The sequence below is a fragment of the Marinobacter sediminicola genome (genome assembly GCF_031157525.1).
Classification (GTDB): domain Bacteria; phylum Pseudomonadota; class Gammaproteobacteria; order Pseudomonadales; family Oleiphilaceae; genus Marinobacter; species Marinobacter sediminicola.
Genome location: NZ_JAVIXR010000006.1, coordinates 97,433 through 121,718 on the forward strand (window position 1 = coordinate 97,433; position 24,286 = coordinate 121,718).

The window sequence follows — 24,286 nt, forward strand, 5'->3', positions numbered from 1 at the left end:
CGACTATCCTCTGCCTTTGGTTTTGGTGCGCCAGGGCGCGTGATTTTTTTCAATCCAGTTCAAAATCATACCCGCGACGTTCTTGCCGGTGGCGTTCTCTATGCCTTCCAATCCCGGCGAGGAGTTAACTTCCATCACCAGCGGCCCACGGCTCGAGCGCAACAAATCCACCCCCGCCACGTTCAGACCCATGGCTTTTGCTGCCGTAATGGCCGTTTTGCGCTCTTCCGGCGTGATACGAACCAGTGAGGCGCTACCGCCACGGTGCAAATTGGAACGGAACTCGCCCTCGGCACCCTGTCGCTTCATAGCAGCGATGACTTTATCGCCAATCACGAAGCAGCGAATATCTGCACCGCCGGCTTCTTTGATGAATTCTTGCACAAGAATGTCGGCTTTGAGGCCCATGAACGCTTCAATCACGCTTTCTGCCGCTGTGCGGGTTTCCGCCAGCACAACACCAATACCCTGGGTGCCCTGCAAAAGCTTGATCACCACGGGCGCACCGCCCACCATTTTAAGCAGCTCAGGCACGTTATCCGGCTTATTGGCAAAGCCGGTTACCGGCATGCCCACGCCTTTACGAGCAAGTAGCTGCAGGGAGCGCAGCTTATCCCGTGAACGAGTGATGGCAACAGACTCGTTTACCGGGAAGGTTCCCATCATTTCAAACTGGCGTAGAACCGCTGTGCCGTAGAAAGTAACGGACGCCCCGATACGGGGAATGATCACGTCGAAATTCTCCAGAACCTCTTCGTGATAATGAATTTTCGGGTTGGCGGATGTGATGTTCATGGAGCAGTGCAGGCAATCAATCACCTTCACTTCATGACCACGATTGACCCCTTCTTCCACCAAACGACGGGTTGAATACAAATGCCGGTTACGGGATAGAACTGCAATTTTCATTTTGTAGGCCTTAAAGCCGGTTCCCCGGCGAGATAGGAAGCTTCGGGGTATATTATGGATCGACCCTCCATCGCGGTGCGCCCAATCAACATGCGAAACCGCATGCTATCGCGGTTCGTGAGCGTCATCTCAACGGGCCAACTTTGGCCGCCAATCACCAATGTGGTTTCAATCACCAGTCGCAACTCTGTGTGGCCGCCGGAATCCGTTACTTCACGCTCATCAAGCACACGAGCATCGCACTCCACAACCTGGTGCATATCGTTCTGAACCGGGTGAACCCAGAACCGAACTCGACGCTCACCATCCTGTGTGTAGGGCTCCGTCCGAAAAGTATGCAAGCACGAGGTGCGCGCCCCGGAATCCACTTTTGCTTTGATGCGGTTAATATCCAGATCAGGTAGCGCCGCCCATTCTCGCCAGCCCAGGCTGATTTTATTTTCAGCAGGTATCGGCTCCACGGTCTTGAGGGCTTCAACTGTCTTTTTGGACATCCAACTCTTCCTTTTCAGTGACTTTTTCAGGCGCCATCAATTGCACCCGGAACGGCTCGGAGTGGCTGCCAGCATAAATACTGGTATGGGGGAACGGTATCTCAATGTCCGCCTTATCCAGAGCTTTCTTTACAGCAACGAGCATACCGCTTTTGCCTTCCAACACCTTGTCTTTCGGTACCCAGAAGGAGAACTGCAAATCCACCGATGAAGGGCCAAATGCTGTAACCAGCACAAATGCTTTGGGCTCTTCCAGGCAGGCAGGGTTCTTTTCAGCCAGTTCCAACAGTAGTTTTTCCACCTTCTCTGCATCTTCAGCATAGGCAATACCCACCTGAAGGTCGATTCTGCGAATAGGAAAGCGCGAGCGGTTAACAACCGGGGTCTTGATCAGGGTTTCGTTGGGAATGCGCACATAGAGGTTATCCCGGGTGCGCAGTTTTACACTGAGCATGTCGATTCCCACCACTTCACCCGTAGTCTTTTCCACTTCAATGACATCGCCAATTTCAAAGGGCTTTTCCACAAGCAGGAATAACCCGCTGATCATGTTTGATGCGGACGTCTGTGACGCAAATCCAATGGCCACCGTCAGAATACCGGCCGCACCCAACACCACGTCCAGCGAAAACCCGGCTTCCCGGAGCGCAGCCACACCAAACAATAGAAAGATGACGTAAAATACCAACCGTCGAATCATAACCGTGTGGTGTCTGGAACTGCGCTTGGACATCACGCGAGACACACTCCGCGCCGCCAATGATGCCAGAACAATACCTAACACCAATATAAAGCCGGAACTAATCCACTGCCCCCATGCTATGTCGGTAAACATCTGCATTGCACCCGCCTTCAGCTCTTCAGCCACAATAATTAACCTGCAAAAAAGGCATCAGCCAAACACCCGGTCGAACGCTCGTACAAAGCGCCCCTTGGCCGCTTTCACTCGGGCCGGAGCCACCTGCTCACAGGGGCCCGCCGCAACGAGCAAGCTCTGATCCACGTGCAAGCTGGCTGAATTCATATCGGTTTCGACCTCAACAACCACACCCGGTGTCCAAAGCTGTCCGCGCTCATTCTGGTGCAGTGACAACAACGGCGTGGGCAGGCTGAAGCGATCCAATAGCAATGGTTCCGCCCGTCGATTGATAATGGTGACCGGCGTTACTGCGCGCCAGGGTCGCTTGGGAACCGCCTCCAATACCAAACGTGCAAAACTGGAAGATGAATAGCACAACTCACCTTCCATGGTATTGCGGCCCACCCAGGTAAGAGAGGGGGCTGCCAGCGGAACCTCGGTCAGAACGGTCTGTTTGGCCCCGGCACACACCTTCATCCACACAACCGTTCCCACATAAATTGTGCAACGACCACCTGCCGGAATGGTCAACGGCTGGAACGGGCGGATTACTGTGGGAAGGTTAGCCACCGCCGGTATAAAGGTTACCGTTGGCGAATCCCCATCCCGGATAAAGCGTTCCAGGGAAACACTTGTCAGTGGTAGCTTATGCCCTATAGATTCCGTCCAGCTCACGGGGTCTGTTTCAGGCTCCCGCGTTACGGAGCGAACCTGCCATTCATTATCCAGCAGGGTTACCCACAGCCGCACATGCCCAAGCTTGTGGTACTGGGTTTGGCCAGACAAAAGTTCATACGGCTGCGCCCAAATGCCATCGCGCCAGCTTTCGGTTTCATTCTCCATAATCGCTGCTAATCTCCCACGAATACGGCCACTAAAGTTGTGACGACTATAATCCAATCAGGGGTCTTGGGCGAATATCTAACCAGGTGATTTTATTGCCTCTGTGCGATGTAATTACCCCTACACTAAATGCTGGAACACGACACGGAATAGCCAATGACACAACTGGTATGGTTCAGGAATGACCTCCGAATCGCAGACCATCCCGCCCTTACCTCTGCTTGTAAAGCGGAAGGTCATCCAAACGTTCGCGCCTGCTACATCCTGACACCCGCGCAATGGCAGGAACACGACTGGTCACCGGCACGGGTACAGTTTGTTGTCGCCCATGCCAATGCTCTGGCTGAGGAACTGGGAAAGCTGGGTATACCGCTTTGCTTTATTCATGCCGATCAGTTCACTGACAGTATTACCGCGCTGGAGAATCATTGCCGTGAACATGGCGTACGCCAACTCCACTTCAATGAAGAGTATGGCATCAACGAGCGCAAGCGCGACAAAGCAGTGAAGCACCGTTTTGACGAATTGGGCATCATAACCCGCAAGTACCGCGACCAGACCGTGGCGCCGGTGGGCGAAATACTAACCGGCCAGGGTGAGCCTTATTCCGTCTTCACCCCCTTCTCCCGCCGCTGGCGCACCTGGATTGATGACAACCAGCCAGGGCTATACCCGATTCCTGCAGCTCTGGGCGAAGCTATTGAGCCGGAACGCATCTCACGCATTCCTGATGGTTTTGAAAACGCTCCGCCAGCACTGGTGGAAACCGGAGAGGATGCTGCCCACTCACAACTGGAAGGTTTCCTCAACGAAAACGGCGGTGCCTACAAAGAGCAACGAGACTTCCCCGCTCTTGACGGCACCAGCCAGCTCTCCCCTTACCTGGCTAACGGCGTACTCTCCGGCCGCCAGTGCCTGTTCGCAGCAAAACAAGCACAAGGTATGGGAGGCAATCAGGAAGGGTTCCTGACCTGGATAAACGAAATCGCCTGGCGGGATTTCTATATCCATACTTTGTACCACTGCCCCCGAGTGAGTATGCATCGCGCCTTTAAACCAGAAACCGAAGCACTAAAATGGAACGACCCAGGCGAACACTTCGAAGCATGGAAATCCGGCAACACCGGCATTCCCCTGGTTGACGCCGCCATGCGCCAACTCAACCAGACCGGATGGATGCACAACCGGTTGCGTATGGTTACTGCGATGTTTCTGACGAAAAACCTCTTTATCGACTGGCGGTTGGGCGAGGCTTATTTCATGTCCAAACTCGTGGATGGGTTTTTGGCGTCCAACAACGGCGGCTGGCAGTGGAGCGCATCTACAGGCACAGACGCAGCGCCTTATTTCCGGGTATTCAACCCCGTTACGCAGAGCGAGCGTTTTGATCCGAAGGGGGAACTTATTCGCGAGTGGGTGCCTGAACTGGCAAAGCTGGATAACAAGCGTATCCACGATCCATCGAAAGGTAGGGTGATTCCTGGTGGTTACCCAAGGCCGATTGTTGATTTGAAAGAGAGTAGGAAGGAGGCGATTGCGAAGTTTCAGGCACTAAAAGACTAGGACGGACGCACAATGTAGAAGCAGGCGTGGGAGGGGCTCTCCAAAACCGTGCGGAGCCATGGATGGCGGAGCCGAGCGTACAAGGACGTATTCACAGCGTGTTTTGGAGAGCCCCTCCCACGCCTGCTTCGGCCAAACAAGACTTAGCGAGAGCCACAAACCGGACAATCAGGATCCCTTGCAAGCTTCATTTCCCGCCACTGCATTTCCCAAGCATCCAGAATCAATAATCGGCCAACAAGCGAAGTGCCTACGCCGGAAAGCACCTTAATGGCCTCCATAGCCTGAACCGAACCAATCATCCCAACCAACGGCGCGATCACACCAGCTTCAGAACAGGTCAAGTCTTCATTGCCCTGCTCAGGGTATAAACAGTGGTAACAGGGAGATTCCGAATTCCGGCTGTCGTACACACCAACCTGACCTTCGCCCCGGATCGCCGCACCGGAAATCAGCGGAACACCCGCAGCCACACAAGCACGATTAAGTGCGAACCTCGTAGCAAAATTATCCGAGCAGTCCAGAGCCAAGTTGGTTCCCGCCACTTCCTGCGCAAAGCCATCCAGATCAAGGCGGCGGTCAACCACAGAAATAGACACCCCTGGATTGATACTGCGCACGCGTGCAGCCAGAGTTTCCGCTTTGGGTTCGCCAATCTGTGCAGTTTCGAACGCTATCTGACGCTGCAGATTGGCCAGTTCGATAACGTCATCATCCACCAGCGTTATGTGACCAACACCGGCAGCACCCAGGTAAAGTGCAACCGGGCAGCCGAGGCCACCAGATCCGACAATCACAATGTGGGCGGACTTCAGAGCCTGCTGCCCTGCAATATCAAAACGGGGCATCAAAATCTGGCGACTGAAGCGCAGGAGTTCTTCATCACTGAGCATGGAGGGCTCCTTGTCGGGGCCATTGCCCCAGGGTCATGCGATCGTTGCCGCCGTAGTCTTTCCGGCTTTCCACTTTAGCAAACCCCCGAGTAGCGAGCAGCCCTTGAACAGCCTCAGCCTGATCAAACCCGTGCTCCAGAAGTAGCCAGCCTTCAGGGTTCAGCCAAAAAGGCGCCTCGCTGACAATCAGGCGAATATCATCAAGGCCATCCGCTCCGGATACCAGCGCAGAGGCCGGCTCAAAACGAACATCGCCTTCAGCCAGGTGGTTATCGCCGGATGCAATGTAAGGTGGATTGGAAACAATCAGATCAAAACTGCCAGCGGGCAACCCCGCAAACCACCGGCTCTGAAAAACCTCTACAGGTAACTTCAAAGAGCTGGCATTTGCCTGCGCCAATGCCACCGCATCGTCCATCAGGTCGCAGGCGCTAACGACCCAGCCCGGCCGTTCGCTGGCAAGCGCCAGAGCGATGGCACCAGTGCCGGTACCAAGATCAACAACCCGGGCATCATCCGGCAAGTGCAATTCCAGCGCTTGCTCCACCAAACATTCGGTATCCGGGCGTGGAATAAGAGTGCTCTTGCTGACGTTTAGCGGGAGTGACCAGAATTCTTGATGTCCCAACAGGTAGGCCACGGGCATTCCCTGCACACGCTGCACCACAAGATCTTCGAATTGAGCTGCCAGCCGGGGCTCGACTTCGCGCTCAGGAAAAGCACGGAAGCCGGAACGCCCAATACCCGTCACATGGTCAAGAAGCAATTCGGCATCAAGCCGGGAGGTGTCTCCGGCGATGCGGCGCGCTGCGTCACCCAGCAGCGCCTCGCAGGTTAGTGAAGGCTTACTCGTCATCGGAAAGCGAGGCCAGAAGCTCCGCCTGATGCTCTTGCTGAAGAGGCACAACTACGGAATCCAGGTCACCCGCAATCACATCATCAAGCTTGTACAGTGTGAGGTTGATTCGATGGTCGGTTACCCGGCCCTGAGGAAAGTTATAGGTTCGAATTCGCTCGGAACGATCCCCGCTCCCCACCAGGCTTTTGCGGGTTTCTGCCATGGATTGCTGATGGCGCTCTGTTTCAACGTTCTGCAGTCTTGAGGCCAGAAGACTCATGGCCTTGGCACGGTTTTTATGCTGCGATCGCTCTTCCTGGCACTCCACTACTATGCCGCTGGGCAAGTGAGTAATCCGGATGGCCGAGTCGGTTTTGTTTACGTGCTGGCCACCAGCGCCCGAGGCGCGGAAAGTGTCCACGCGCAGGTCACCCTTGTTAATCTCAACCGCTTCCGCCTCATCAGCTTCCGGCATGATCGCAACGGTACAGGCAGAGGTATGAATGCGGCCCTGGGATTCAGTTTCCGGCACCCGCTGAACCCGGTGAGCTCCGGATTCAAATTTCAGTGCACCGTAGACAGCATCGCCGGCAACCCGGGCAATTATTTCCTTATAACCTCCATGCTCGCCTTCGTTCTGGCTCAGCACTTCAATCTGCCAACGGCGACCCTCAGCATAGCGGCTGTACATGCGGAACAAATCTCCGGCAAAAATGGCGGCTTCGTCACCACCGGTTCCTGCACGGATTTCCAGGAACACGTTTTTTCCGTCGTTCGGATCTTTTGGCAGCATCAGGCGCTGCAGTTCTTCATCCAGCTCTTCGGTTTTCTGCTCGGCAATCTCAAGCTCTTCTGCGGCCATATCGCGCATCTCGGCATCGCCGTCTTTCGCCAGCTCTTTTGCCTCATCGATATCGCCCAGTGAGCGCTTCCATGCTTGAAAGCACTGCACTACCGGCTCAATCTCGGAATACTCCCGCGACAATTCCCGGAACTTGTCCTGTTTGGCGATGGTAGCAGGGTCGCTGAGCAAAGCACTCACCTCCTCGTAGCGTTCAACAAGCTGCTCGAGGCGGGACTGTATGGATGATTTCATATTTTTTCCGGGGTGGTGGTCGCGTCTACTTCCAACACATCAAGCTGATGCAGCTCTCTCAGCCATTCGGTCACCTCGGTTCGCCCTTCGGTGGTGGCCTTGCGAACCTGTATCGAAGGTTCGTGCAGGAGTTTGTTTGTGAGGCCTCGCGCGAGACTGCGCAATGCTGTTTCGGGATCACCGCCATTGCGCAAGGCGCGCAGGGCTTTTTCCGTTTCTATGTCTCTCAACACTTCCGCACGTTGGCGGAACTGTTTTAGCGTGGACACAGCATCCAACGCTCTGAGCTGGCTGAGAAATTCCTGTACGCCATCGGCTATGAGATTTTCTGCTTCACGGGCAGCACCCTCTCGGGTACGGATGTTTTCTTCAATTACCTGGCGCAGGTCATCAACGGTGTACAGATACACATCCGCCAAGGATGCCACTTCCGGCTCTATATCCCGGGGTACGGCGATGTCTACCATGAAAAATGGCCGGTGCTTACGTTTCTTCAACGAGCGCTCCACCGCACCCTTACCAAGAATAGGCAGGGGGCTGGCTGTAGATGAAATAATAATATCCACATCTGCCAGATAATCCGGAATCTCTGAAAGCAGAATGCCCCGACCACCTCTGGAATCCGCCAGTGCCTGAGCCCGCTCCAGGGTGCGGTTGGCTACTATAAAGTTTTTAACGCCCGCATCTGCAAGATGACGCGCAACCAGCTCAATGGTTTGGCCTGCACCTATCAGCAGTGCCGTGTTTTTCGACATATCAGCAAAAATGCGACTCGCCATGCTTACTGCCGCATAAGCAACAGAAACAGGATTTTCGCCAATCGCAGTTTGTGTACGAACACGCTTTGCTACGGTGAACGTTTGCTCAAACATGCGAGAGAGGAAAGAGCCACTCCCGCCGTGCTCCCGGGCCAGCGCATAGGCATCCTTCAACTGGCCGAAAATCTGCGGCTCACCCAATACCATGGAATCCAATCCGGCAGCGACGCGCATCATGTGTCGCACAGCATCTGCATCGCGGTGGATGTACAACACTTCTTCGAGCTCCGCAGCATCCAGATTGTGAAAGCCCGCCAACCAACGCAATACCAGCGACGCGCAGTCGTCGTCGCCCGCAAGATATAGCTCGGTGCGATTGCAGGTCGAAAGAATGGCAGCCTCGCTGGCACCTGATGCCGCCCGCAACTCTGCAAACGCCTCTGACATACGCTCAGGCGTAAACGCAACTCGCTCCCTTAATTCAATGGGGGCGGTGCGATGATTGATTCCCAGCGTTAGCAGTGCCATTTCTTGGTTCTACAATCCTCTAGCAATAAACGGTGTGCATGATCGCCATTGTGCGTGCATTTTAGCGGCCCGGGCCTTCAGCTGCCACCCATAACCGTTCATGCTTCGGGAAGTGCGGACAGGTTGGGCAAGAACAGGAGCTTATGCCATTATAGGGAATCGGCGCACGCCGGGCCCGGCTCAACTCAAAAAAAAGAGAGAGTTCCGAGCTATTCAGGGTGCGTAGTCAAAAAATCACGGGAAGTTGCATGTACAAATCCGCACCGCTTTTGATTACCTGCCTGTTTGGCCTCTCACTGGCAGGTTGCGCCAGTATAACCGGTTCCGGCCATTCATCCGTTGTTGATGAAAAAGCCCCCACGCACACGCAGGAAGATTCCAGAAAAGCCAACAGCGAACCGCCTATAGAGTATGCGGACTTTGAGCCGGAAACACTGTACTTACTGCTTTCAGCTGAAATCGCAGCACAGCGCGGCCGGTATGACGTTACCCTGGTTAATTACCTTCGGGCAGCCAAGCAGTCCAGAGACACCAACGTAATTGAGCGGGCCATGCGTATTGCCCAGTCCCTCAATGGTGACAACGCCCAGAAACAGCTGGCTGAACTCTGGCTTGAGGTAGACCCCAACAACCTTCAAGCACTTAGGGTCTCTGCCATTCAGGCAGTAAAACGCAATGAACTCGAATCTGCTCTGGGGTACATGGAGCAAATCCTGAACCAGGGGGAAGATGCAGACTTCGACAGCCTTGCGGCCATGGCGGGCAACCTGTCACCCGAACAACAGCAAGAGCTGATGACCTTATACAATGAGATGGCAAACCGCCATCCCGGCATACCTGAGCTGGAATACAGCATCGCCCTGCTGTTGAAAATTGCCGGCAACCCGCAAGCAGCACTTGGTCGTCTAGAACCCTTATTAAAGGAAGAGCCCAACTTTCAGCCGGCCATTATCTTGAAGGGTGACCTCCTCTATCAGAGCGACAGAGAAATCGAAGCGCTTGAGCACTTGATGGTCAACACCCGCCGCTTCCCCGCCAGTCGGCAAATGGGCACCCTATATGCACGCATGCTGATCAGCGAAGGCGAGCTGCAAGCCGCCCAGGACGAGTTCAACCGACTGGTAAAACGCTATCCGGACAACCCCGGCCTACGCCTTTCGCACGCCCTTGTTGCATTGGAAAACGGGCAATTGGAGCTGGCAAAAAAAGAGCTTAACCGACTAAACGAGCAGGGGCTCCACACCAGCGAAGCCAACTATTACCTGGGCAGGATAGAAGACGAGGCAGGTAATGCAGAGCAGGCTATCGGTTACTACCAGAGCGTGGACGAAGGCAATTACTTTTTCCCTGCTATTGCGCGTGCCAGCGCCCTGCTAACTGCAGAAGGGAGGATCAACGAAGCATTGGAAGATATTCGTTCCATGCGCAGCGCCAACCCCGCACAAGCTGAAAATTTCTGGCTGCTTGAGGTCAACCTGCTACTTGACCAAAAGCTCCAGCAAGAAGCGTTAGAAGTTGCTACAAGCGCACTTGAGGACTATCCAGAAAACCTTCAGATCCGCTATGCCCGGGCCATGCTGTTCGACGCACTGGGCCAGCCCGAAAAGGCCGAGGCGGACCTTAAGCTGATCATTGAAAACGACTCGAAAAACGCCGTCGCGCTTAACGCCCTTGGTTACATACTGGCCACCCGTACTGACCGCCTGAGCGAAGCCCGGGGCTACATTGAGCAGGCCCTGGAGCTGGATCCGGAAAACCCGGCCATTCTCGACAGCATGGGATGGGTTCTGCTTCAGGAAGGTCAGATTGAACCCGCACTCGATTATCTGTCCCGGGCCTGGGAAGCATTTCCTGATCCGGAAGTGGCCGCCCACTATGGAGAAGCCTTATGGATGAGCGGTGCCGAAGAGCAGGCGCAAGTAATCTGGAAAGAAGCGCTTGAGCTGGACATGGAACACGACGTGCTGCGAGAAACCATTGACCGGCTGACCAACACTGGTGAACAGTGATGCTAAAGGCTATGCGCTTATGGGCAGCCGTACTGCTTATGGTGAGCCTGAACGCCTGCACCACCATTCAACTGGAGCCATTACCGGAGGGGATGACAGATCAGCCTCCCGCCGACTGGCAAGACCGCTCTGCGAAACTAAGGCAGTTTGATCACTGGCAGTTATCAGGCAAATTGGCGGTGCGCCAACCAACAGACAGCGGCACAGCCATCATTAACCACTGGATACAGGAGGGCGAGGCCTATGATCTAGCCTTGTCGTCCTCATTTCTGGGAATGGGCAGCACTAAGCTGAATGGCACTCCGGGGTTTATTGAACTTACCCTCTCCAACGGTGAAACCTATCGCTCTGGAGATCCAGATGCGCTTATGGAGGCCGCCACGGGCTGGCAACTGCCTCTGGAAAGCCTGGTTTGGTGGATACGCGGCCTGCCGGCACCGGCGGGTGATTTTCGGCTGCTGTTTGATACCCGTGGTGAGTTAGCGATCATTCGCCAAGGCGGCTGGGAAATCCGTTACGATCGTTGGCACGAACTGCAAGGCAGCACCCCCGCCCTGCCTGCCAGAATCACCGCACTGAAGGACAACAAACGAGTGCGCGTTGTTGTCAGCGACTGGCAGGATCTGGCGCCGTGACCGACACGTTAACCCTGCCCTCCCCAGCCAAGCTGAACCTCTTTCTCCACATAGTTGGCCGGCGCGCAGATGGCTACCATGAGCTTGAGACTCTGTTTCAATTCCTCAACTACGGCGACGATATAACGCTCCGCGTAACACCTGAACATCCTGGAGTTCGCCTTGAGAGCCCCATTACCGGCGTTCCGGATGAAGACAACCTGATCATCAAAGCAGCTCGCGCCCTAGCGCACAAGGCGGCTGGCGAGCTTCCTGGCGTCAGCATCAGTATCAAAAAACGCCTGCCGATGGGCGGCGGACTCGGCGGGGGAAGCTCAAACGCAGCCACTACCCTCTTGGGGCTAAACCACGTCTGGAAACTGCAAATGGGCTTAGACGAGCTTGCAGAAATAGGCCTGACCCTCGGCGCAGATGTGCCCGTTTTCGTGCATGGCCATGCAGCCTTCGGCGAAGGCGTTGGCGAAAGACTAACCCCTGCCTTCCCGCCAGAAGACTGGTTTTTGGTTCTGAAACCAACATGCAACATCAACACCGGAAAGATATTTTCAGAACAAGGGTTGACAAGAAACACCCCGAAGATGACAATAGCGCCCGCTTTTGAGGGAGACGCCTCGAGGTACCGAAATGACTGTGAAGATGTGGTTAAAAAACTATATCCTGAAGTCAAGCAGAGCATGGACTGGCTCAAACAATTCGGACCTGCAAGATTAACCGGAACCGGGGCTTGCATATTTGGACGTTTCCCTACAGAATCCGCAGCCCGGATCATCTGGGAAAGCAAACCTTCCGGCATCACCGGGTTCGTAGCTAAAGGGGTGAACATATCACCACTTCACCAAAAGCTGACAGAGCTAGAATGATGCCGAAAAAGCACGATACTGGGGTGTCGCCAAGTGGTAAGGCAACGGGTTTTGATCCCGTCATGCGCAGGTTCGAATCCTGCCACCCCAGCCATTTTTCTCCCGCTTCTTCTGACTCAACCTCCGAAAACGAGAAGGATGCCGTCGTGTCCAAATTGATGATTTTCACTGGCAATGCCAACCCCGAGCTTTCTCACGCTATCGCAAAAAAACTCCACATCCCCATGGGGGAAGCCACTGTAGGCTGTTTCAGCGATGGCGAAACTACCGTCGAGATCAACGAAAACGTTCGTGGTCACGATGTATTCATTATTCAGCCCACGTGCTACCCAACCAATGACAACCTGATGGAACTGATCATGATGGCCGACGCCCTGCGCCGCGCCTCTGCATCACGCATCACGGCAGTTATCCCTTATTACGGGTATGCACGCCAGGATCGCCGGGTACGCTCCAGCCGCGTTGCCATCAGCGCCAAAGTTGTTGCCGACATGGTCTCCAGCATCGGCGTCGATCGCGTATTGACGGTAGACCTGCACGCTGACCAGATTCAGGGCTTTTTCGATGTACCGGTAGATAACATCTACGCCACACCTGTTCTGCTTGATGACATCGAAAAGCAGCGGTTTGAGAATTTTGTTGTGGTATCACCAGACGTAGGCGGCGTTGTACGGGCCCGCGCCATTGCCAAACTACTGGATGACGCCGACCTGGCCATTATTGACAAGCGCCGCCCCAAGGCCAACGTATCTCAGGTTATGCACATTATCGGTGACGTTGCAGATAAGACCTGCATCCTTGTGGACGACATTGTCGATACCGCAGGCACCCTGTGCAAGGCCGCTAATGCTTTGAAAGAGCGTGGAGCAACCCGTGTGGTGGCGTATATTACCCACCCGGTTCTCTCTGGCCCCGCAATCGAAAACATCAACGGGTCAGTAATTGACGAAGTTGTTGTGTGCGACACTATCCCGCTGGGTGACAAAGCGAAGAACTGTGCTAAAATCCGCCCCCTCAGCATGGCCGGACTGCTCGCAGAGTCCATTCGTCGCGTAAGCAACGAAGAGTCTATCAGCGCGCTGTTTGAGAACGCCTGAGTAGATTGCTCGCCGTAATGCGCTGATAAACTGCAAGTTACTGGCAGCTTTCATCAAGATACCGAGTCGGGAGCCCTACAAGGCTCCCGACTCTTTTAGTCAGCCGGAAAAATCCGGCTTTTCGAAAATATCATCTGTCCAAACGCCTGGTCGCGGGCAGTTCAGATGACGATTGAGGTAAAAACCATGTCTCAGGACTTTGTTATTGAAGCATTTCCTCGTGACGACAAGGGGAAAGGTGCGAGCCGCCGCCTGCGTCGCGAAGAGCGTAAAATTCCAGCCATCATTTACGGTGCTGGTAAAGAAGCGACTCCGATTTCCATTTGGCACAACGAGCTGAAAAAAGCTCTGGAAAACGAAGCCTTCTTCTCTCACATTCTGACCATTGAACTGAATGGCAAGAAAGAAAGCGTTATCATCAAAGACCTTCAGCGGCACCCGTACAAGCTGCTGCTGTCTCACGCCGACTTCCAGCGCGTAGAGAAAGACCAGGAAATCTTTGTTCACGTTCCTCTACACCTGTTGAACGAAGACACAGCACCTGCGATCAAGACCTTTGGTGGCGTTGCCTTCCGTCTGATGACCGAAGTTGAGGTAGCTTGTCTGCCGCAAAACCTGCCTGAATTCATCGCCATCGATATGGCTGATGTCGAGATGGACCAGGTTATTCACATGAGTGACCTGGTACTGCCAGAAGGCGTTCGCATTCCTGCTCTGCAGCACGACGCAGAACACGACCAGGCTGTTGTGTCTGTCAGCAAGCCGAAAGGCGTCAAGTCTGACGATGCAGAAGATGAAGCAGCTGAAGGCGAAGAAGGCGAAGACAAGGAGTAAGTACTCCGGAGGCGTTGGCAGATGGCACAGGATATTGTCATGGTGGTTGGGCTGGGTAACCCCGGTCCGGACTACGAGAATACCCGCCATAATGCCGGCGCCCTCTTCGTTGAAGCACTGGCCCGTGATGCGGGTCAGTCGCTCCGCCCCGAAAAGAAGTACCACGGGCACTACGCCCGCATTCAGTGGCAGGGCCTTGAGCTCCACCTGCTGAATCCCGCTACTTTCATGAATCGCAGCGGCCTTTCTGTAAAAGCACTCGCAGACTTTTTCAAAATCTCTCCCGGTCAGATACTGATTGCTCACGACGAGCTGGACCTCCCTCCCGGCACCGCCAAGCTTAAAAAAGGCGGAGGACACGGTGGCCACAACGGTTTGAGAGACACCATAGCCCATCTGGGCACCAACGAATTTCAAAGACTGCGAATTGGAATCGGCCACCCTGGCGATAGCCGCAAGGTTACCGGTTACGTCCTTGGCCGTTTAGGCAAGCGTGAAACGGAAGACCTGAACGAGGTGTTCAATGAAACCATGCGGGTGCTACCCGATGCAGTTTCTGGCAACCTCGCAGCCGCCATGAACCGCTTACACAGTTTCAAACCAACTACCGCCTGAGCCTGCCAGAGACCACTTCAGGCTAATCTACCAGCCCTGATTTCCCTCACTCGCACCCTTTGGCGTACACCGGTATAATCCGGCCAAACTTTCCAGTACCAGCAGAGGCATTCCATGGGTTTTAACTGCGGCATCGTCGGCCTACCTAACGTCGGCAAATCCACCCTGTTCAACGCACTGACCAAAGCAGGCATTGGCGCGGAAAACTTCCCGTTTTGCACCATTGAGCCTAACGCTGGCGTCGTCGCCATGCCCGACCCCCGGCTCGACAAACTTGCGGAGATCGTGAAGCCCCAGCGCACTGTCCCTACAACCATGGAGTTTGTGGACATAGCCGGCCTGGTTGAGGGCGCCTCCAAAGGTGAAGGCCTGGGCAACCAGTTCCTTGCCAACATTCGCCAGACCGAAGCCATTGCACACGTGGTACGTTGCTTTGACGACCCCAACGTCATTCACGTCGCCAACAAAATCGATCCGGCGGCAGACATCGAGATCATCAATACCGAGCTTGCCCTGGCCGACATGGACACTGTTGAAAAAGCCATCAAGCGTGTTCAGCGTATTGCTAAAGGCGGCGACAAAGAGGCCAAGGCTCAGATTGAAATCTTTGAACGCCTTCTGCCTGTGTTGAACGAAGGCAAGCCAGTGCGCGGCATGGGTCTGAATAAAGACGAACTCCTGCTGATCCGCGAACTGTGTCTTCTCACAATCAAGCCAACCATGTATATCGCCAACGTGAGCGAAGACGGCTTCGAGAACAACCCGTACCTCGATACAGTGCGCGCAATCGCGGCAGAAGAAAACGCCGTTGTAGTGCCAATTTGCAACAAGATTGAAGCCGAAATCTCAGAACTGGAAGATGACGAAAAGAGCATGTTCCTGGGTGAGATGGGAATGGAAGAGCCAGGTCTCGACCGGGTTATCCGCGCCGGCTACAGCCTGTTAGGCCTGCAGACCTACTTTACGGCCGGTGTAAAGGAAGTACGGGCCTGGACCGTTAGAATCGGCGCTACGGCCCCACAAGCCGCTGCAGTGATTCATACAGACTTTGAGCGAGGATTTATCCGCGCTGAAATCATCGGCTATGAGGATTTCGTGAAATACAACGGCGAAGCAGGAGCAAAAGAAGCTGGGAAATGGCGCCTTGAGGGCAAGGAATACATTGTTCAGGACGGCGACGTCATTCACTTCCGCTTTAATGTTTAACCCTATCTGATGTGCCTGCGGGGCTGTCGAACGGATGTTTGACAGCCCTGATACCCACATTACCGAACTCTTCAGCTGTTAGCGGCCTGCTACCCCCCTCCGCAAGTCGCCCCTCAGCCCCCTCAAGGGTAATACTCCCGACAGAAACCCGGTGAAGCGCCAACACCTGGTTTCGGAAATGACCAAACATCCGCTTTACCTGATGATATTTGCCTTCAACCAGCGAGAGCCTGGCGGTGTACTCTGAAAGTATCTCCAAGCTTGCCGGGCGCGTTGTAATGTTTTCATACGCAAAGTAAATCCCCTCCCGAAACGCAGCCACATACTTCTCACCAAGAGGCCTGGAGAGAGTCACTTCATAGGTTTTTTCGAGTTTTGTCTCAGGCAGGCTTATCTTGCGCGACCATGCCCCATCGTTGGTCAGAAGCACCAACCCCGTTGTGTTAAGGTCCAGGCGCCCAACAATGTGCAGCTCGCTCTTGCGTGGGTGGTCTATAAGATCCAGAACGGTAGGGTGCTTAGAGTCTTTGGTCGCGCTAACAACCCCTTTGGGCTTATTGAGCATCAAGTAAACGGGCTGGCTATCATTTAAGCATTGGCCATCCAACACAACATGGGTGAACTCAGTCACTCGCTGCTGAACCGAATTAGCCGCACGACCATCCAGAATGATTCTTTTTTGGGCAACTAAAAGGCGGGTATCAGAAATCGAGAACTCGCTATTCTGGCTAATAAAGCGGTCCAGCCGGTGAGTCTTCGATTTCACGAAAAACCCTCTATAAAGGGTTCGCTGAAGGCAAGTTACCCCCCAGCATATTCTCAACCACTGCCGCATTATAGAAAGCTTCAACAGTCTGGATCCTGTCATCTCGAACACGGAACCATACCGCAAGCCGCACATCCCCAATTGGCTGGAAGTGAGTCTGATAGTCCAGGATTGCAAACACGTGATCACCATCGGCACTGAGCTGACGGACAATCAAGTCCTTCTGAATGGCAGCCATTCCAAACTGGTAGGACAGCATGTCATCACGATTCAGGAACCGCATGTTCGGCCCAACATACTCAAAGCCTTCAGTAGCGAGCAAGGTCTTGGCCTCTTCAAAATGCTGTGCCTGGATATCAGCGATGAATTGCGCCACGAGTTCTTTCGATTGCATAGTTAGATTCCACTTCCAATATGGGGACGTCTGACAATTGCATAATGATACACGTTATTATGCAGGTCCACCTGAAACCAGTCTCTGCCTGTAATATCCGAACACCTTCTGCCTTTCACAAAAACCTTCAAGCTCATGTTTAATAACACTTAAAGCTCGCATCACCTTAGAGAAGGAACAGTTATTAGATCAGAATTTTCTGTCAGCCCTTGACAGTTCAGCCCTCCCTTCATAATATACGCGCCGCTTCCTTTGGTGAAGCAATGGCAAGGTAGCTCAGTTGGTTAGAGCACAGCACTCATAATGCTGGGGTCGGCGGTTCAACTCCGCCCCTTGCTACCAGTATTCGAAAAAGGCCGCGATTCACGTCGCGGCCTTTTTTTATTTCCGGGCAGAAAAGGCGCCCAGCACCCAGCTTCTGTGGAGACTTCTCATGAGAACCACTGGCGACAGAATCCGGCAAGCGGTTTCCTTTGAAGTTATCGGGCTGCTCATTTCCGTTCCCCTGGCAGCCTTCGCCTTTGGTTACTCACTTGAAAAGACCGGCGTGCTTGGCCTGATTGGGGCTACGCTAGCCACAGTGTGGAACTACATTTTCAATCTTGGTTTTGACCACACACTAAAACGATTTACCGGCTCAACCCGCAAATCCCTGAAACATCGCTTCATACATGCCATTTGTTTCGAGTCGGGGTTATTAGTAGCCTTTCTTCCGATTATTGCCTGGTGGATGGATATAGGGCTGCTGGAAGCACTTCTGGTGGATGTCTCATTTGCGCTGTTTTATCTGGTGTATGCCTTTGTGTTTACCTGGTGTTACGACACCCTGTTTCCCGACTCTGACACAGCCATATCCGAACCCCCCTCCAATCAATGAACGCCGGTTCGGGAGAGAACGTTCAGCACGAATACGCCGGAAATAATCAACCCCATACCAACCAGACCCCAGGCATCCAGCTTCTCTCCAAATACAACCCAGCCCACTGCTGCGATAAGTACGATGCCAAGACCTGCCCAAATTGCGTAAGCGATTCCGACCGGAATCGTCCGCAAGGCTAGCGCAAGTAGGTAAAATGCCAAGCCGTAGCCCAGAACAACAATGAGAGACGGCACCAGCCGGGTAAACCCTTCGCTTGCTCTAAGCGCAGAGGTAGCTATCACTTCAGCCACTATGGCTACCCCCAGAAACACCCAACTATTCATCACCCATCCCCCTCACTCTCAATGGTTTATCGCCCTCAAAGGCCTGCATATTATGTTCAGGCATGTCACGATTGCATACCGGTATAAACCCCGCCAAATCTATATGGCATACTGACGCCCGAAACCAACAACGCCAACTATCCATTCGCAAGGAAGTTACTATGAAATTCGAGACGATTGCCCTTCACGCCGGATTCAAAGGCGATCCGACCACCAAAGCCGCAACCACGCCAATCTACCAGACCACGTCCTACACGTTTGACGACACCCAGCATGGTGCGGATCTGTTTAACCTGAAGGTTGCCGGCAACATTTACACCCGAATCATGAACCCGACCAACTCGGTACTAGAAGAGCGCATGACTGCGCTTGAGGGCGGTGTAGGCTCCCTTGCCGTTGCCTCTGGCATGTCTGCCATTACCTACGCTCTACAAACCATCTGCCGGGTTGGCAATAACATCATCAGCACCGGCCAGCTGTATGGCGGCACCTACAACCTGTTTGCACACTCGTTGCCGAACCAGGGCATTGAATGCCGCATGGTCCGCCATGACGACTTTGATGCTATTGAAAAGGCGATTGATGACCAGACTCGCGCCCTGTTCTGCGAGTCCATTGGCAACCCGGCCGGCAACGTAGTAGATATTGCACGCTGGGCTGAAATCGCTCATAAGCATGGCATTCCATTGATCGTAGATAATATCGTTGCAACGCCCTACATTTGCCGCCCCTTCGAGCATGGCGCAGATATCGTTGTGCACTCCCTCACCAAGTACATTGGCGGACACGGCACAACCGTAGCCGGCATTATTGTGGATTCTGGCAAGTTTGACTGGAAAGCCAACGGCGACAGGTTCCCGATGATGAACGAGCCAGACCCGTCCTATCACGGTGTGGTCTACACCGAAGCTCTGGGCGCTGCGGCGTTTATCGGTCGCTGCCGCGTTGTGCCCCTGCGCAACACGGGCTCAGCCCTCTCGCCCTTTAACTCATTCCTGATCATGCAAGGTTTGGAAACTCTGGGCTTGCGCATGGAGCGCCACTGCGAGAACGCTGAGAAGGTTGCAAACTTCCTGCAGAATCATCCAGCAGTTGAATGGGTGAACTACGCTGCGCTGGAAAACAGCCCATACAAAGCCACTTGCGACAAGATCTGTGGCGGCAAAGCATCCGGCATTGTGAGCTTCGGCATTAAAGGCGGACGTGAAGCAGGCGCCAAGTTCATTGATGCGCTGGATCTGATCTACCGCTTGGTGAACATTGGTGATGCCAAGTCACTGGCTTGCCACCCGGCCACCACCACTCACCGCCAGCTAAACGCGGAAGAACTCGAAAATGCGGGAGTGAGTGAAGATCTGGTACGCCTGTCCATTGGTATCGAACACATAGATGACATTCTTGCCGACGTGTCTCAAGCACTGGAAAAAGCTCAGGCTTAACCGCATCTAATCAATAATCCTCCACCGGGTACGACGAAAGTCGTGCCCGGTATCCCCCTATAACACCCCGTGATTGCCCTTACCTGCCTTGTAACTGCCCCTCCAGCGGATTATTCTCTAAGGATCCCCAAGCCTTAATGAGAGTCCGGTTGCAATGAGCGAAAGCGCAAAGCCCCGCGTCACCAGTGGTTCCAAATTCCGTAACGAACATGGCTTTTCAGCTATCAAAGATGGCCAGAAGCGTTCGGCAAATCAGGAGCCTGTACCGGTTGAGCGCAAGCCCCGCTGGCTGAGAGCCAAAATGCCCGGCGGTGAACGCTTTGAGGCTGTGCGCAAAAACGTAACTGAAAACCGGCTGAGTACCGTGTGCCAGGAATCTCACTGCCCCAATATTGGTGAGTGCTGGACCGCTGGTACTGCAACCATCATGGTGATGGGCTCTGTATGCACCCGCGCCTGCCGTTTCTGCGCCGTAGATACCGGCAACCCTAATGGCTGGCTAGACAAAGACGAGCCGGAAAACACGGCAAAATCTGTCGAACTCATGGGGCTGCGCTACATTGTACTTACCTCTGTAGACCGGGACGATCTGCCCGATGGCGGTGCTGCCCACTACGCAGCCTGTGTTTCAGCCATCAAAAAGCGCACACCTGAAGTTGCTGTAGAGGCGCTGACACCAGACTTCGATGCGGTAATGAGCGATGTAGAGAAGGTACTGGATTCCGGCCTTGAAGTGTTCGCGCAGAACGTTGAAACGGTAGAACGGCTAACACGCCGGGTGCGCGACCCGCGTGCAGGCTATGAGAAGACGCTCAGCGTACTGGCTCATGCCAAACAATACCGACCAGACGTGCTCACCAAAACCAGCCTGATGCTGGGTTTGGGCGAGACCCACGAAGAAATCCTGGCAACGATGGACGACCTACGGGAAATTGGCGTGGACATTCTGACTCTGGGCCAGTACTTGCGCCCAACGCCAAACCATTTACCTGTGGAGCGCTACGTAACACCAGACGAGTTCAACCAGTACCGTGAGATTGGCCTGGAGAAAGGCTTTATGGAAGTACCCTCAGGCCCCATGGTGCGCTCTAGCTACCGGGCAGACAAGGTATTCGACAAGAATAACCTGGGGCTTGCAGTACACGAGGTGCCTGCAGCCTCAAACGCCATTCAGATTCCTGTGAAACACGTTGAATAGCGCACAACCTGAAGGTTTTTCTCAGGGCTAAACTGCACCCGCCTTGCGTTTCATAGCTAAAGCAACGAAAATCCACCGCGTCGCCCTTTCTGCGCGACCAAACACCCGGAACCTATGAATTCGCACCCTCAGGGTTGCTCCGGTTATTGAATACACACCAAAGAATGGAAATCTGATAATGAAGCTTTTCTCTCTCAAATCCAAGCTGGTTGCAGCTACCGCTGCTACCGCTATTTTGTCTTCTGGTATGGCTGTTGCTGAAGAGTCCAACTCTAACAACATCATGATGGGCTTCAACCCATTTGGCAGCTCAAACATTAGCGCCACCGCCCCGGACTACATGATCGGTTTGAAGGTTAGCGAAACTCTGATGCCGTACGGCTATGTTACTCTTGCTGATCGTGGCGGAAACTCCGACACCGCGTTTGGAATTGGTGGTGGTGCACGGTTGTACTTGGGCGACATCTCTAACCGTATTCGCCCCTTCGCAGGTGGCGCTTTAGGCATCTATAACGAGACCGACACCGGATTTGGCCTTGGCGCCTTCTTTGGTGCGGAAGCCATGATCACTGACGGCATCTCTATCAGCGGCCAGATTGGTGCAGAAATTGGCGATCGCGGCTGCACTGGTTGCGACACCGCCATCGAACTGGGCACAGCCAACGTAATGTTCAACCTGTACTTCTAATTACCAGTTGAACTCAGGCAGTGCGCACAGGTTGCGCACTGCCCTCTCTTCTACCTCTCCCTAAAAACAGGAAAGATAACTCAGTATTACTGCCCTTGCTGCTGCATCATCATTTGGCGCTGCTGCATTTGCTGACGCATTTCCTGCATCTTCTTATCCAGCTCATCACGCTGCTCCTGAGTGAACACGCTGTCGACCTTAGCCTGCATCAAAGCTGAAAGCGTGGCAATTTCACCGGTTACATCGCCCAGATTTTCTCCTTGCTTGCGAATGGCACCTTCATCGTAATCCGCTTTGATTTCAGCCTGCATTTGCTCTTGCAAGGCACGAGCCTCTTCGCGCAGCGTACCAATTTCACCTTGCATCTCATCAAGGATGCCGCGGATCTCTTTTTGCTGATCCTCGGAAAGCCCTACCATCTGAGCCAGCTGATCTACCTGATCCGGCTGTCCACCCGGCGCTTGCTGCGCTAATGCGGGTGCCGAAAGGCTCAGTGCCACAAGAGCAGTGCCGAACAGTTTTGCGAGCTTCATAGAAATCTCCGTTAACAATGTGGTTTGGTTAATCAACTGATTTCACAGCCTAAAGCATCCCGCCCTTGCTTTTCACCCCAACACCCCTTCTTTTTGTACAGGTTGTGAGCCAAGCCCGCTCAAAACCCGCCACACTAGCGCATTGAAACAAATGTGAAAGTTTGGTCATTCCCCTTCATAATGCCCCTATTCACACACTTCCGGAGCGTAACAGATGGCTATTAACTGGTTTCCAGGGCACATGCACAAAGCCCGCAAGGAGATCAAACAAATCATGCCTCAGATGGATCTCATCATTGAGGTACTGGACGCCCGCATCCCCTTTAGCAGCGAAAACCCGCTGGTGCCCGCCCTGCGCGGCGACACGCCACTACTGAGGGTCCTTAACAAGCGCGACCTGGCTGATCCAGACGTTACGGCGCAATGGCAGACCTGGCTGGAAAGAGAGCGAGGCGTACGAACCATCACCCTCACCCACAACCAACGTGGCGAGGCGCTGGATATACTCCGGCTGGCCGGGGAAATGACACCCAATCATGACCGCCAGAAAAGCGCTTTACGGGTAATGATTTTGGGCATTCCCAACGTAGGTAAATCCACGCTGATCAATACCCTTGCCGGGCGCCCGGCTGCTAAAACAGGCAACGAGCCGGCGGTTACCAAGGCCCAGCAAACCATCAAATTGCCGGACAACATTTTGCTTTACGACACACCGGGGTTCCTGTGGCCAAAGCTTTCACCAGAAGAATGTGGATACCGGCTGGCGATTACCGGAGCCATACGTAGCTCCGTTCTGGATTTTGAAGACATTGCGATGTTTGAAGCGGACTACCTGCGAGAAGCCTACCCTGAGCTTGTGAAAGCCCGGTACGGCTTGAACGAGTTGCCGGCAGATGGCTTGGCCCTCATGGACGGCATTGCCAAAAAGCGGCGGTTCCTCGGCCGCGGCGGAGTCCCGGACTTGAACAAAGTTTCTGAAGTGCTACTCAATGAGTTCCGTGCTGGCACGCTTGGGAGGATCTCTCTGGAGACGCCCGAGATGGTGGAGCGGGAGATAAAAATAGCTGCTGCGGCAGAAGCCGAAAAAGAAGCCAGGCTTTCCGAAAAGAAAGCTGCTGCCAAAGCAGCCCGCTCCGGCCGACGACATTAGGCGATATATGCATATCCTTAGATTTGCTCATTGGCAAACCAGTGCCCACGTATTAGAGTGATCCTTTGATTTGCATCAATTCGGACGGTCTACCAGAAATGGCTCAAGCAATCAGATTTCGCCAAGCAACTTCGCCCCTGAAAGCATCCTGCCAGCAGTGCAGCTTGAGCAACCTGTGCTTACCACTTGCCGTTCAGGATAATGACCTGGATAGCCTGGAAGACATTGTACAACAGGGGCGCATGTATGATCGTGGGGAACATATCTTCGATCAAAGCACACCGTTCCGCTCCTGCTTCGCTGTAAAAAGTGGATCGGTCAAAACGTCGATCATCACCGAAGGTGGTGAAGAGCAGGTTACCGGCTTTTTCATGCCCGGAGAGCTTGTGGGTCTGGACAGCATGAGCGGCGAGTTCTATGCGTGCACAGCCAAGGCGCTGGAGCGTACCAGCGTATGCGAGTTCCCGATTGAGAAGCTGGAAGAACTGACTGGCAAGTTGCCGGACTTACAGCACCACATGTACCGCCTGATGAGCCAGGAAATTCAAAACAGTCATCAGTTGGCCATGCTGCTTAGCAAAAACACGGCGGAAGAACGTATTGCAGCACTGCTTCTGTCTTTGTCCAGCCGTTTCCAGCGCCGGCGCATGTCGCCAACCAACTTCAGCCTGCCTATGGCCAGAAATGATATTGCGAACTTTCTTGGACTAGCGGTTGAAACAGTCAGCCGTGTTTTCACTCGCTTCCAGAACCAGGGCCTTATCCGCGCCCGCGGCCGTGAAGTCGAGTTGCTGGATGTTGAAGCACTGCAGCTGGTAACCCGAGAGTTCTCGCGCCAAAACTGTCAGCACTAAACCGTTATTGACTGAAACTGGCCG

The 24,286-nt window shown here is 53.9% G+C and carries 26 protein-coding genes and 2 tRNA genes; 16 read left to right on the top strand and 12 right to left on the bottom strand.

Going from position 1 to position 24,286, the window contains the following annotated elements:
• Positions 1 to 3 precede the first annotated feature (3 nt).
• The 4 genes from rimK to RG807_RS10330 are packed head-to-tail and all read right to left on the bottom strand — an operon-like array spanning position 4 to position 3,105.
• Positions 4 to 909, bottom strand: a complete 906-nt coding sequence (rimK, locus tag RG807_RS10315) for a 30S ribosomal protein S6--L-glutamate ligase (RefSeq protein ID WP_298449807.1) — start codon at positions 907 to 909, stop codon at positions 4 to 6.
• Complete coding sequence (locus tag RG807_RS10320; RefSeq protein ID WP_309044847.1) at positions 906 to 1,403, bottom strand: ATP-dependent zinc protease family protein; 498 nt, start codon at positions 1,401 to 1,403, stop codon at positions 906 to 908. Before RG807_RS10320 ends, rimK begins: the two co-directional genes overlap by 4 nt.
• Positions 1,384 to 2,244, bottom strand: coding sequence for a mechanosensitive ion channel family protein (locus RG807_RS10325; RefSeq protein ID WP_309044942.1), 861 nt, complete (start codon positions 2,242 to 2,244; stop codon positions 1,384 to 1,386). The genes RG807_RS10320 and RG807_RS10325 overlap by 20 nt, the downstream gene beginning before the upstream one ends.
• A gap of 51 nt (positions 2,245 to 2,295) precedes the next feature.
• A complete protein-coding gene (locus RG807_RS10330) occupies positions 2,296 to 3,105 on the bottom strand; it encodes a DUF432 domain-containing protein (protein ID WP_309044848.1) in 810 nt (269 codons plus the stop codon).
• A 156-nt stretch (positions 3,106 to 3,261) separates the two neighbouring features.
• Here RG807_RS10330 and phrB point away from each other — a divergent pair, with 156 nt between their 5' ends.
• Positions 3,262 to 4,668: a deoxyribodipyrimidine photo-lyase gene (gene phrB, locus RG807_RS10335; RefSeq protein WP_309044849.1), complete on the top strand. Its 1,407-nt coding sequence runs from the start codon at positions 3,262 to 3,264 to the stop codon at positions 4,666 to 4,668.
• A gap of 143 nt (positions 4,669 to 4,811) precedes the next feature.
• Here phrB and RG807_RS10340 read toward each other — a convergent pair whose 3' ends face one another.
• The 4 genes from RG807_RS10340 to hemA are packed head-to-tail and all read right to left on the bottom strand — an operon-like array spanning position 4,812 to position 8,781.
• On the bottom strand, positions 4,812 to 5,561 hold the full coding sequence (locus RG807_RS10340) for a HesA/MoeB/ThiF family protein (protein WP_309044850.1): 750 nt from the start codon (positions 5,559 to 5,561) through the stop codon (positions 4,812 to 4,814).
• Entirely contained in the window at positions 5,551 to 6,417 is an 867-nt protein-coding gene (gene prmC, locus RG807_RS10345) for a peptide chain release factor N(5)-glutamine methyltransferase (RefSeq protein ID WP_309044851.1), read from the bottom strand. Before prmC ends, RG807_RS10340 begins: the two co-directional genes overlap by 11 nt.
• A complete protein-coding gene (prfA, locus tag RG807_RS10350; RefSeq protein WP_309044852.1) occupies positions 6,407 to 7,495 on the bottom strand; it encodes a peptide chain release factor 1 in 1,089 nt (362 codons plus the stop codon). The genes prmC and prfA overlap by 11 nt, the downstream gene beginning before the upstream one ends.
• Positions 7,492 to 8,781 (bottom strand): glutamyl-tRNA reductase, encoded by a 1,290-nt coding sequence (gene hemA / locus RG807_RS10355; RefSeq protein ID WP_309044853.1) that lies wholly within the window; start codon positions 8,779 to 8,781, stop codon positions 7,492 to 7,494. The genes prfA and hemA overlap by 4 nt, the downstream gene beginning before the upstream one ends.
• A 248-nt stretch (positions 8,782 to 9,029) precedes the next feature.
• Here hemA and RG807_RS10360 point away from each other — a divergent pair, with 248 nt between their 5' ends.
• The 8 genes from RG807_RS10360 to ychF all read left to right on the top strand — a co-directional run bounded on the left by RG807_RS10360 (position 9,030) and on the right by ychF (position 16,037).
• Positions 9,030 to 10,790, top strand: a complete 1,761-nt coding sequence (locus RG807_RS10360; RefSeq protein WP_309044854.1) for a tetratricopeptide repeat protein — start codon at positions 9,030 to 9,032, stop codon at positions 10,788 to 10,790.
• Entirely contained in the window at positions 10,790 to 11,425 is a 636-nt protein-coding gene (lolB, locus tag RG807_RS10365; protein WP_309044855.1) for a lipoprotein insertase outer membrane protein LolB, read from the top strand. The genes RG807_RS10360 and lolB overlap by 1 nt, the downstream gene beginning before the upstream one ends.
• Positions 11,422 to 12,285 (top strand): 4-(cytidine 5'-diphospho)-2-C-methyl-D-erythritol kinase, encoded by an 864-nt coding sequence (gene ispE, locus RG807_RS10370; protein WP_309044856.1) that lies wholly within the window; start codon positions 11,422 to 11,424, stop codon positions 12,283 to 12,285. The genes lolB and ispE overlap by 4 nt, the downstream gene beginning before the upstream one ends.
• 19 nt (positions 12,286 to 12,304) lie before the next feature.
• Positions 12,305 to 12,379 (top strand) — tRNA-Gln (locus tag RG807_RS10375).
• Between the two features lie 52 nt (positions 12,380 to 12,431).
• Positions 12,432 to 13,382 carry a ribose-phosphate pyrophosphokinase gene (locus RG807_RS10380; RefSeq protein WP_309044857.1) on the top strand — a complete coding sequence of 317 codons (951 nt, stop codon included), beginning with the start codon at positions 12,432 to 12,434 and terminating at the stop codon, positions 13,380 to 13,382.
• Between the two features lie 186 nt (positions 13,383 to 13,568).
• Positions 13,569 to 14,216, top strand: coding sequence for a 50S ribosomal protein L25/general stress protein Ctc (locus RG807_RS10385; RefSeq protein WP_298450495.1), 648 nt, complete (start codon positions 13,569 to 13,571; stop codon positions 14,214 to 14,216).
• 21 nt (positions 14,217 to 14,237) lie between these two features.
• Entirely contained in the window at positions 14,238 to 14,831 is a 594-nt protein-coding gene (gene pth, locus RG807_RS10390) for an aminoacyl-tRNA hydrolase (RefSeq protein ID WP_309044858.1), read from the top strand.
• Positions 14,832 to 14,945: 114 nt separating this feature from the next.
• Positions 14,946 to 16,037 (top strand): redox-regulated ATPase YchF, encoded by a 1,092-nt coding sequence (gene ychF, locus RG807_RS10395; RefSeq protein ID WP_200202009.1) that lies wholly within the window; start codon positions 14,946 to 14,948, stop codon positions 16,035 to 16,037.
• On the opposite strand, the gene RG807_RS10400 is transcribed toward ychF, so the two are convergent.
• A complete protein-coding gene (locus RG807_RS10400) occupies positions 16,027 to 16,803 on the bottom strand; it encodes a pseudouridine synthase (RefSeq protein ID WP_309044859.1) in 777 nt (258 codons plus the stop codon). The genes ychF and RG807_RS10400 overlap by 11 nt on opposite strands.
• A gap of 10 nt (positions 16,804 to 16,813) precedes the next feature.
• Positions 16,814 to 17,197 (bottom strand): nuclear transport factor 2 family protein, encoded by a 384-nt coding sequence (locus RG807_RS10405; RefSeq protein WP_309044860.1) that lies wholly within the window; start codon positions 17,195 to 17,197, stop codon positions 16,814 to 16,816.
• 265 nt (positions 17,198 to 17,462) lie between these two features.
• Between RG807_RS10405 and RG807_RS10410 the strand changes: the two genes are divergently transcribed.
• Positions 17,463 to 17,539: transfer RNA gene (locus RG807_RS10410), tRNA-Met, on the top strand.
• Positions 17,540 to 17,630: 91 nt separating this feature from the next.
• Positions 17,631 to 18,074, top strand: a complete 444-nt coding sequence (locus tag RG807_RS10415; protein WP_309044861.1) for a PACE efflux transporter — start codon at positions 17,631 to 17,633, stop codon at positions 18,072 to 18,074.
• Here RG807_RS10415 and RG807_RS10420 read toward each other — a convergent pair.
• Positions 18,068 to 18,400 (bottom strand): DMT family transporter, encoded by a 333-nt coding sequence (locus tag RG807_RS10420; RefSeq protein ID WP_298449783.1) that lies wholly within the window; start codon positions 18,398 to 18,400, stop codon positions 18,068 to 18,070. The two genes, RG807_RS10415 and RG807_RS10420, sit on opposite strands and share 7 nt — an antisense overlap.
• 161 nt (positions 18,401 to 18,561) lie before the next feature.
• On the opposite strand from RG807_RS10420, the gene RG807_RS10425 reads away from it, so the two are divergent.
• The 3 genes from RG807_RS10425 (at position 18,562) to RG807_RS10435 (ending at position 21,725) form a co-directional block, all read left to right on the top strand.
• A complete protein-coding gene (locus tag RG807_RS10425; protein ID WP_309044862.1) occupies positions 18,562 to 19,839 on the top strand; it encodes an O-acetylhomoserine aminocarboxypropyltransferase/cysteine synthase family protein in 1,278 nt (425 codons plus the stop codon).
• Between the two features lie 154 nt (positions 19,840 to 19,993).
• On the top strand, positions 19,994 to 21,037 hold the full coding sequence (lipA, locus tag RG807_RS10430; RefSeq protein WP_309044863.1) for a lipoyl synthase: 1,044 nt from the start codon (positions 19,994 to 19,996) through the stop codon (positions 21,035 to 21,037).
• Between the two features lie 178 nt (positions 21,038 to 21,215).
• Positions 21,216 to 21,725, top strand: a complete 510-nt coding sequence (locus RG807_RS10435; RefSeq protein WP_309044864.1) for a hypothetical protein — start codon at positions 21,216 to 21,218, stop codon at positions 21,723 to 21,725.
• A gap of 86 nt (positions 21,726 to 21,811) precedes the next feature.
• Here the strand turns inward: RG807_RS10435 and RG807_RS10440 are convergent, their stop codons facing one another.
• On the bottom strand, positions 21,812 to 22,258 hold the full coding sequence (locus RG807_RS10440; RefSeq protein WP_309044865.1) for a Spy/CpxP family protein refolding chaperone: 447 nt from the start codon (positions 22,256 to 22,258) through the stop codon (positions 21,812 to 21,814).
• Between the two features lie 214 nt (positions 22,259 to 22,472).
• On the opposite strand from RG807_RS10440, the gene ylqF reads away from it, so the two are divergent.
• Positions 22,473 to 23,408 carry a ribosome biogenesis GTPase YlqF gene (gene ylqF, locus RG807_RS10445; RefSeq protein WP_309044866.1) on the top strand — a complete coding sequence of 312 codons (936 nt, stop codon included), beginning with the start codon at positions 22,473 to 22,475 and terminating at the stop codon, positions 23,406 to 23,408.
• A 98-nt stretch (positions 23,409 to 23,506) separates the two neighbouring features.
• Positions 23,507 to 24,262: a fumarate/nitrate reduction transcriptional regulator Fnr gene (gene fnr, locus RG807_RS10450; RefSeq protein ID WP_309044867.1), complete on the top strand. Its 756-nt coding sequence runs from the start codon at positions 23,507 to 23,509 to the stop codon at positions 24,260 to 24,262.
• The last annotated feature ends 24 nt before the right edge of the window (positions 24,263 to 24,286 follow it).

Coding starts and splice junctions, on each gene's coding strand:
- hemA (WP_309044853.1), bottom strand. CDS start 8,781: ATGGCACTGCTAACGCTGGGAATCAATCATCGCACCGCCCCCATTGAA.
- ylqF (WP_309044866.1), top strand. CDS start 22,473: ATGGCTATTAACTGGTTTCCAGGGCACATGCACAAAGCCCGCAAGGAG.
- RG807_RS10385 (WP_298450495.1), top strand. CDS start 13,569: ATGTCTCAGGACTTTGTTATTGAAGCATTTCCTCGTGACGACAAGGGG.
- RG807_RS10360 (WP_309044854.1), top strand. CDS start 9,030: ATGTACAAATCCGCACCGCTTTTGATTACCTGCCTGTTTGGCCTCTCA.
- lolB (WP_309044855.1), top strand. CDS start 10,790: ATGCTAAAGGCTATGCGCTTATGGGCAGCCGTACTGCTTATGGTGAGC.
- pth (WP_309044858.1), top strand. CDS start 14,238: ATGGCACAGGATATTGTCATGGTGGTTGGGCTGGGTAACCCCGGTCCG.
- RG807_RS10330 (WP_309044848.1), bottom strand. CDS start 3,105: ATGGAGAATGAAACCGAAAGCTGGCGCGATGGCATTTGGGCGCAGCCG.
- rimK (WP_298449807.1), bottom strand. CDS start 909: ATGAAAATTGCAGTTCTATCCCGTAACCGGCATTTGTATTCAACCCGT.
- lipA (WP_309044863.1), top strand. CDS start 19,994: ATGAGCGAAAGCGCAAAGCCCCGCGTCACCAGTGGTTCCAAATTCCGT.
- RG807_RS10405 (WP_309044860.1), bottom strand. CDS start 17,197: ATGCAATCGAAAGAACTCGTGGCGCAATTCATCGCTGATATCCAGGCA.
- RG807_RS10415 (WP_309044861.1), top strand. CDS start 17,631: ATGAGAACCACTGGCGACAGAATCCGGCAAGCGGTTTCCTTTGAAGTT.
- phrB (WP_309044849.1), top strand. CDS start 3,262: ATGACACAACTGGTATGGTTCAGGAATGACCTCCGAATCGCAGACCAT.
- RG807_RS10325 (WP_309044942.1), bottom strand. CDS start 2,244: ATGCAGATGTTTACCGACATAGCATGGGGGCAGTGGATTAGTTCCGGC.
- RG807_RS10440 (WP_309044865.1), bottom strand. CDS start 22,258: ATGAAGCTCGCAAAACTGTTCGGCACTGCTCTTGTGGCACTGAGCCTT.
- RG807_RS10320 (WP_309044847.1), bottom strand. CDS start 1,403: ATGTCCAAAAAGACAGTTGAAGCCCTCAAGACCGTGGAGCCGATACCT.
- RG807_RS10340 (WP_309044850.1), bottom strand. CDS start 5,561: ATGCTCAGTGATGAAGAACTCCTGCGCTTCAGTCGCCAGATTTTGATG.
- prmC (WP_309044851.1), bottom strand. CDS start 6,417: ATGACGAGTAAGCCTTCACTAACCTGCGAGGCGCTGCTGGGTGACGCA.
- prfA (WP_309044852.1), bottom strand. CDS start 7,495: ATGAAATCATCCATACAGTCCCGCCTCGAGCAGCTTGTTGAACGCTAC.
- RG807_RS10435 (WP_309044864.1), top strand. CDS start 21,216: ATGAAGCTTTTCTCTCTCAAATCCAAGCTGGTTGCAGCTACCGCTGCT.
- RG807_RS10425 (WP_309044862.1), top strand. CDS start 18,562: ATGAAATTCGAGACGATTGCCCTTCACGCCGGATTCAAAGGCGATCCG.
- fnr (WP_309044867.1), top strand. CDS start 23,507: ATGGCTCAAGCAATCAGATTTCGCCAAGCAACTTCGCCCCTGAAAGCA.
- RG807_RS10420 (WP_298449783.1), bottom strand. CDS start 18,400: ATGAATAGTTGGGTGTTTCTGGGGGTAGCCATAGTGGCTGAAGTGATA.
- ychF (WP_200202009.1), top strand. CDS start 14,946: ATGGGTTTTAACTGCGGCATCGTCGGCCTACCTAACGTCGGCAAATCC.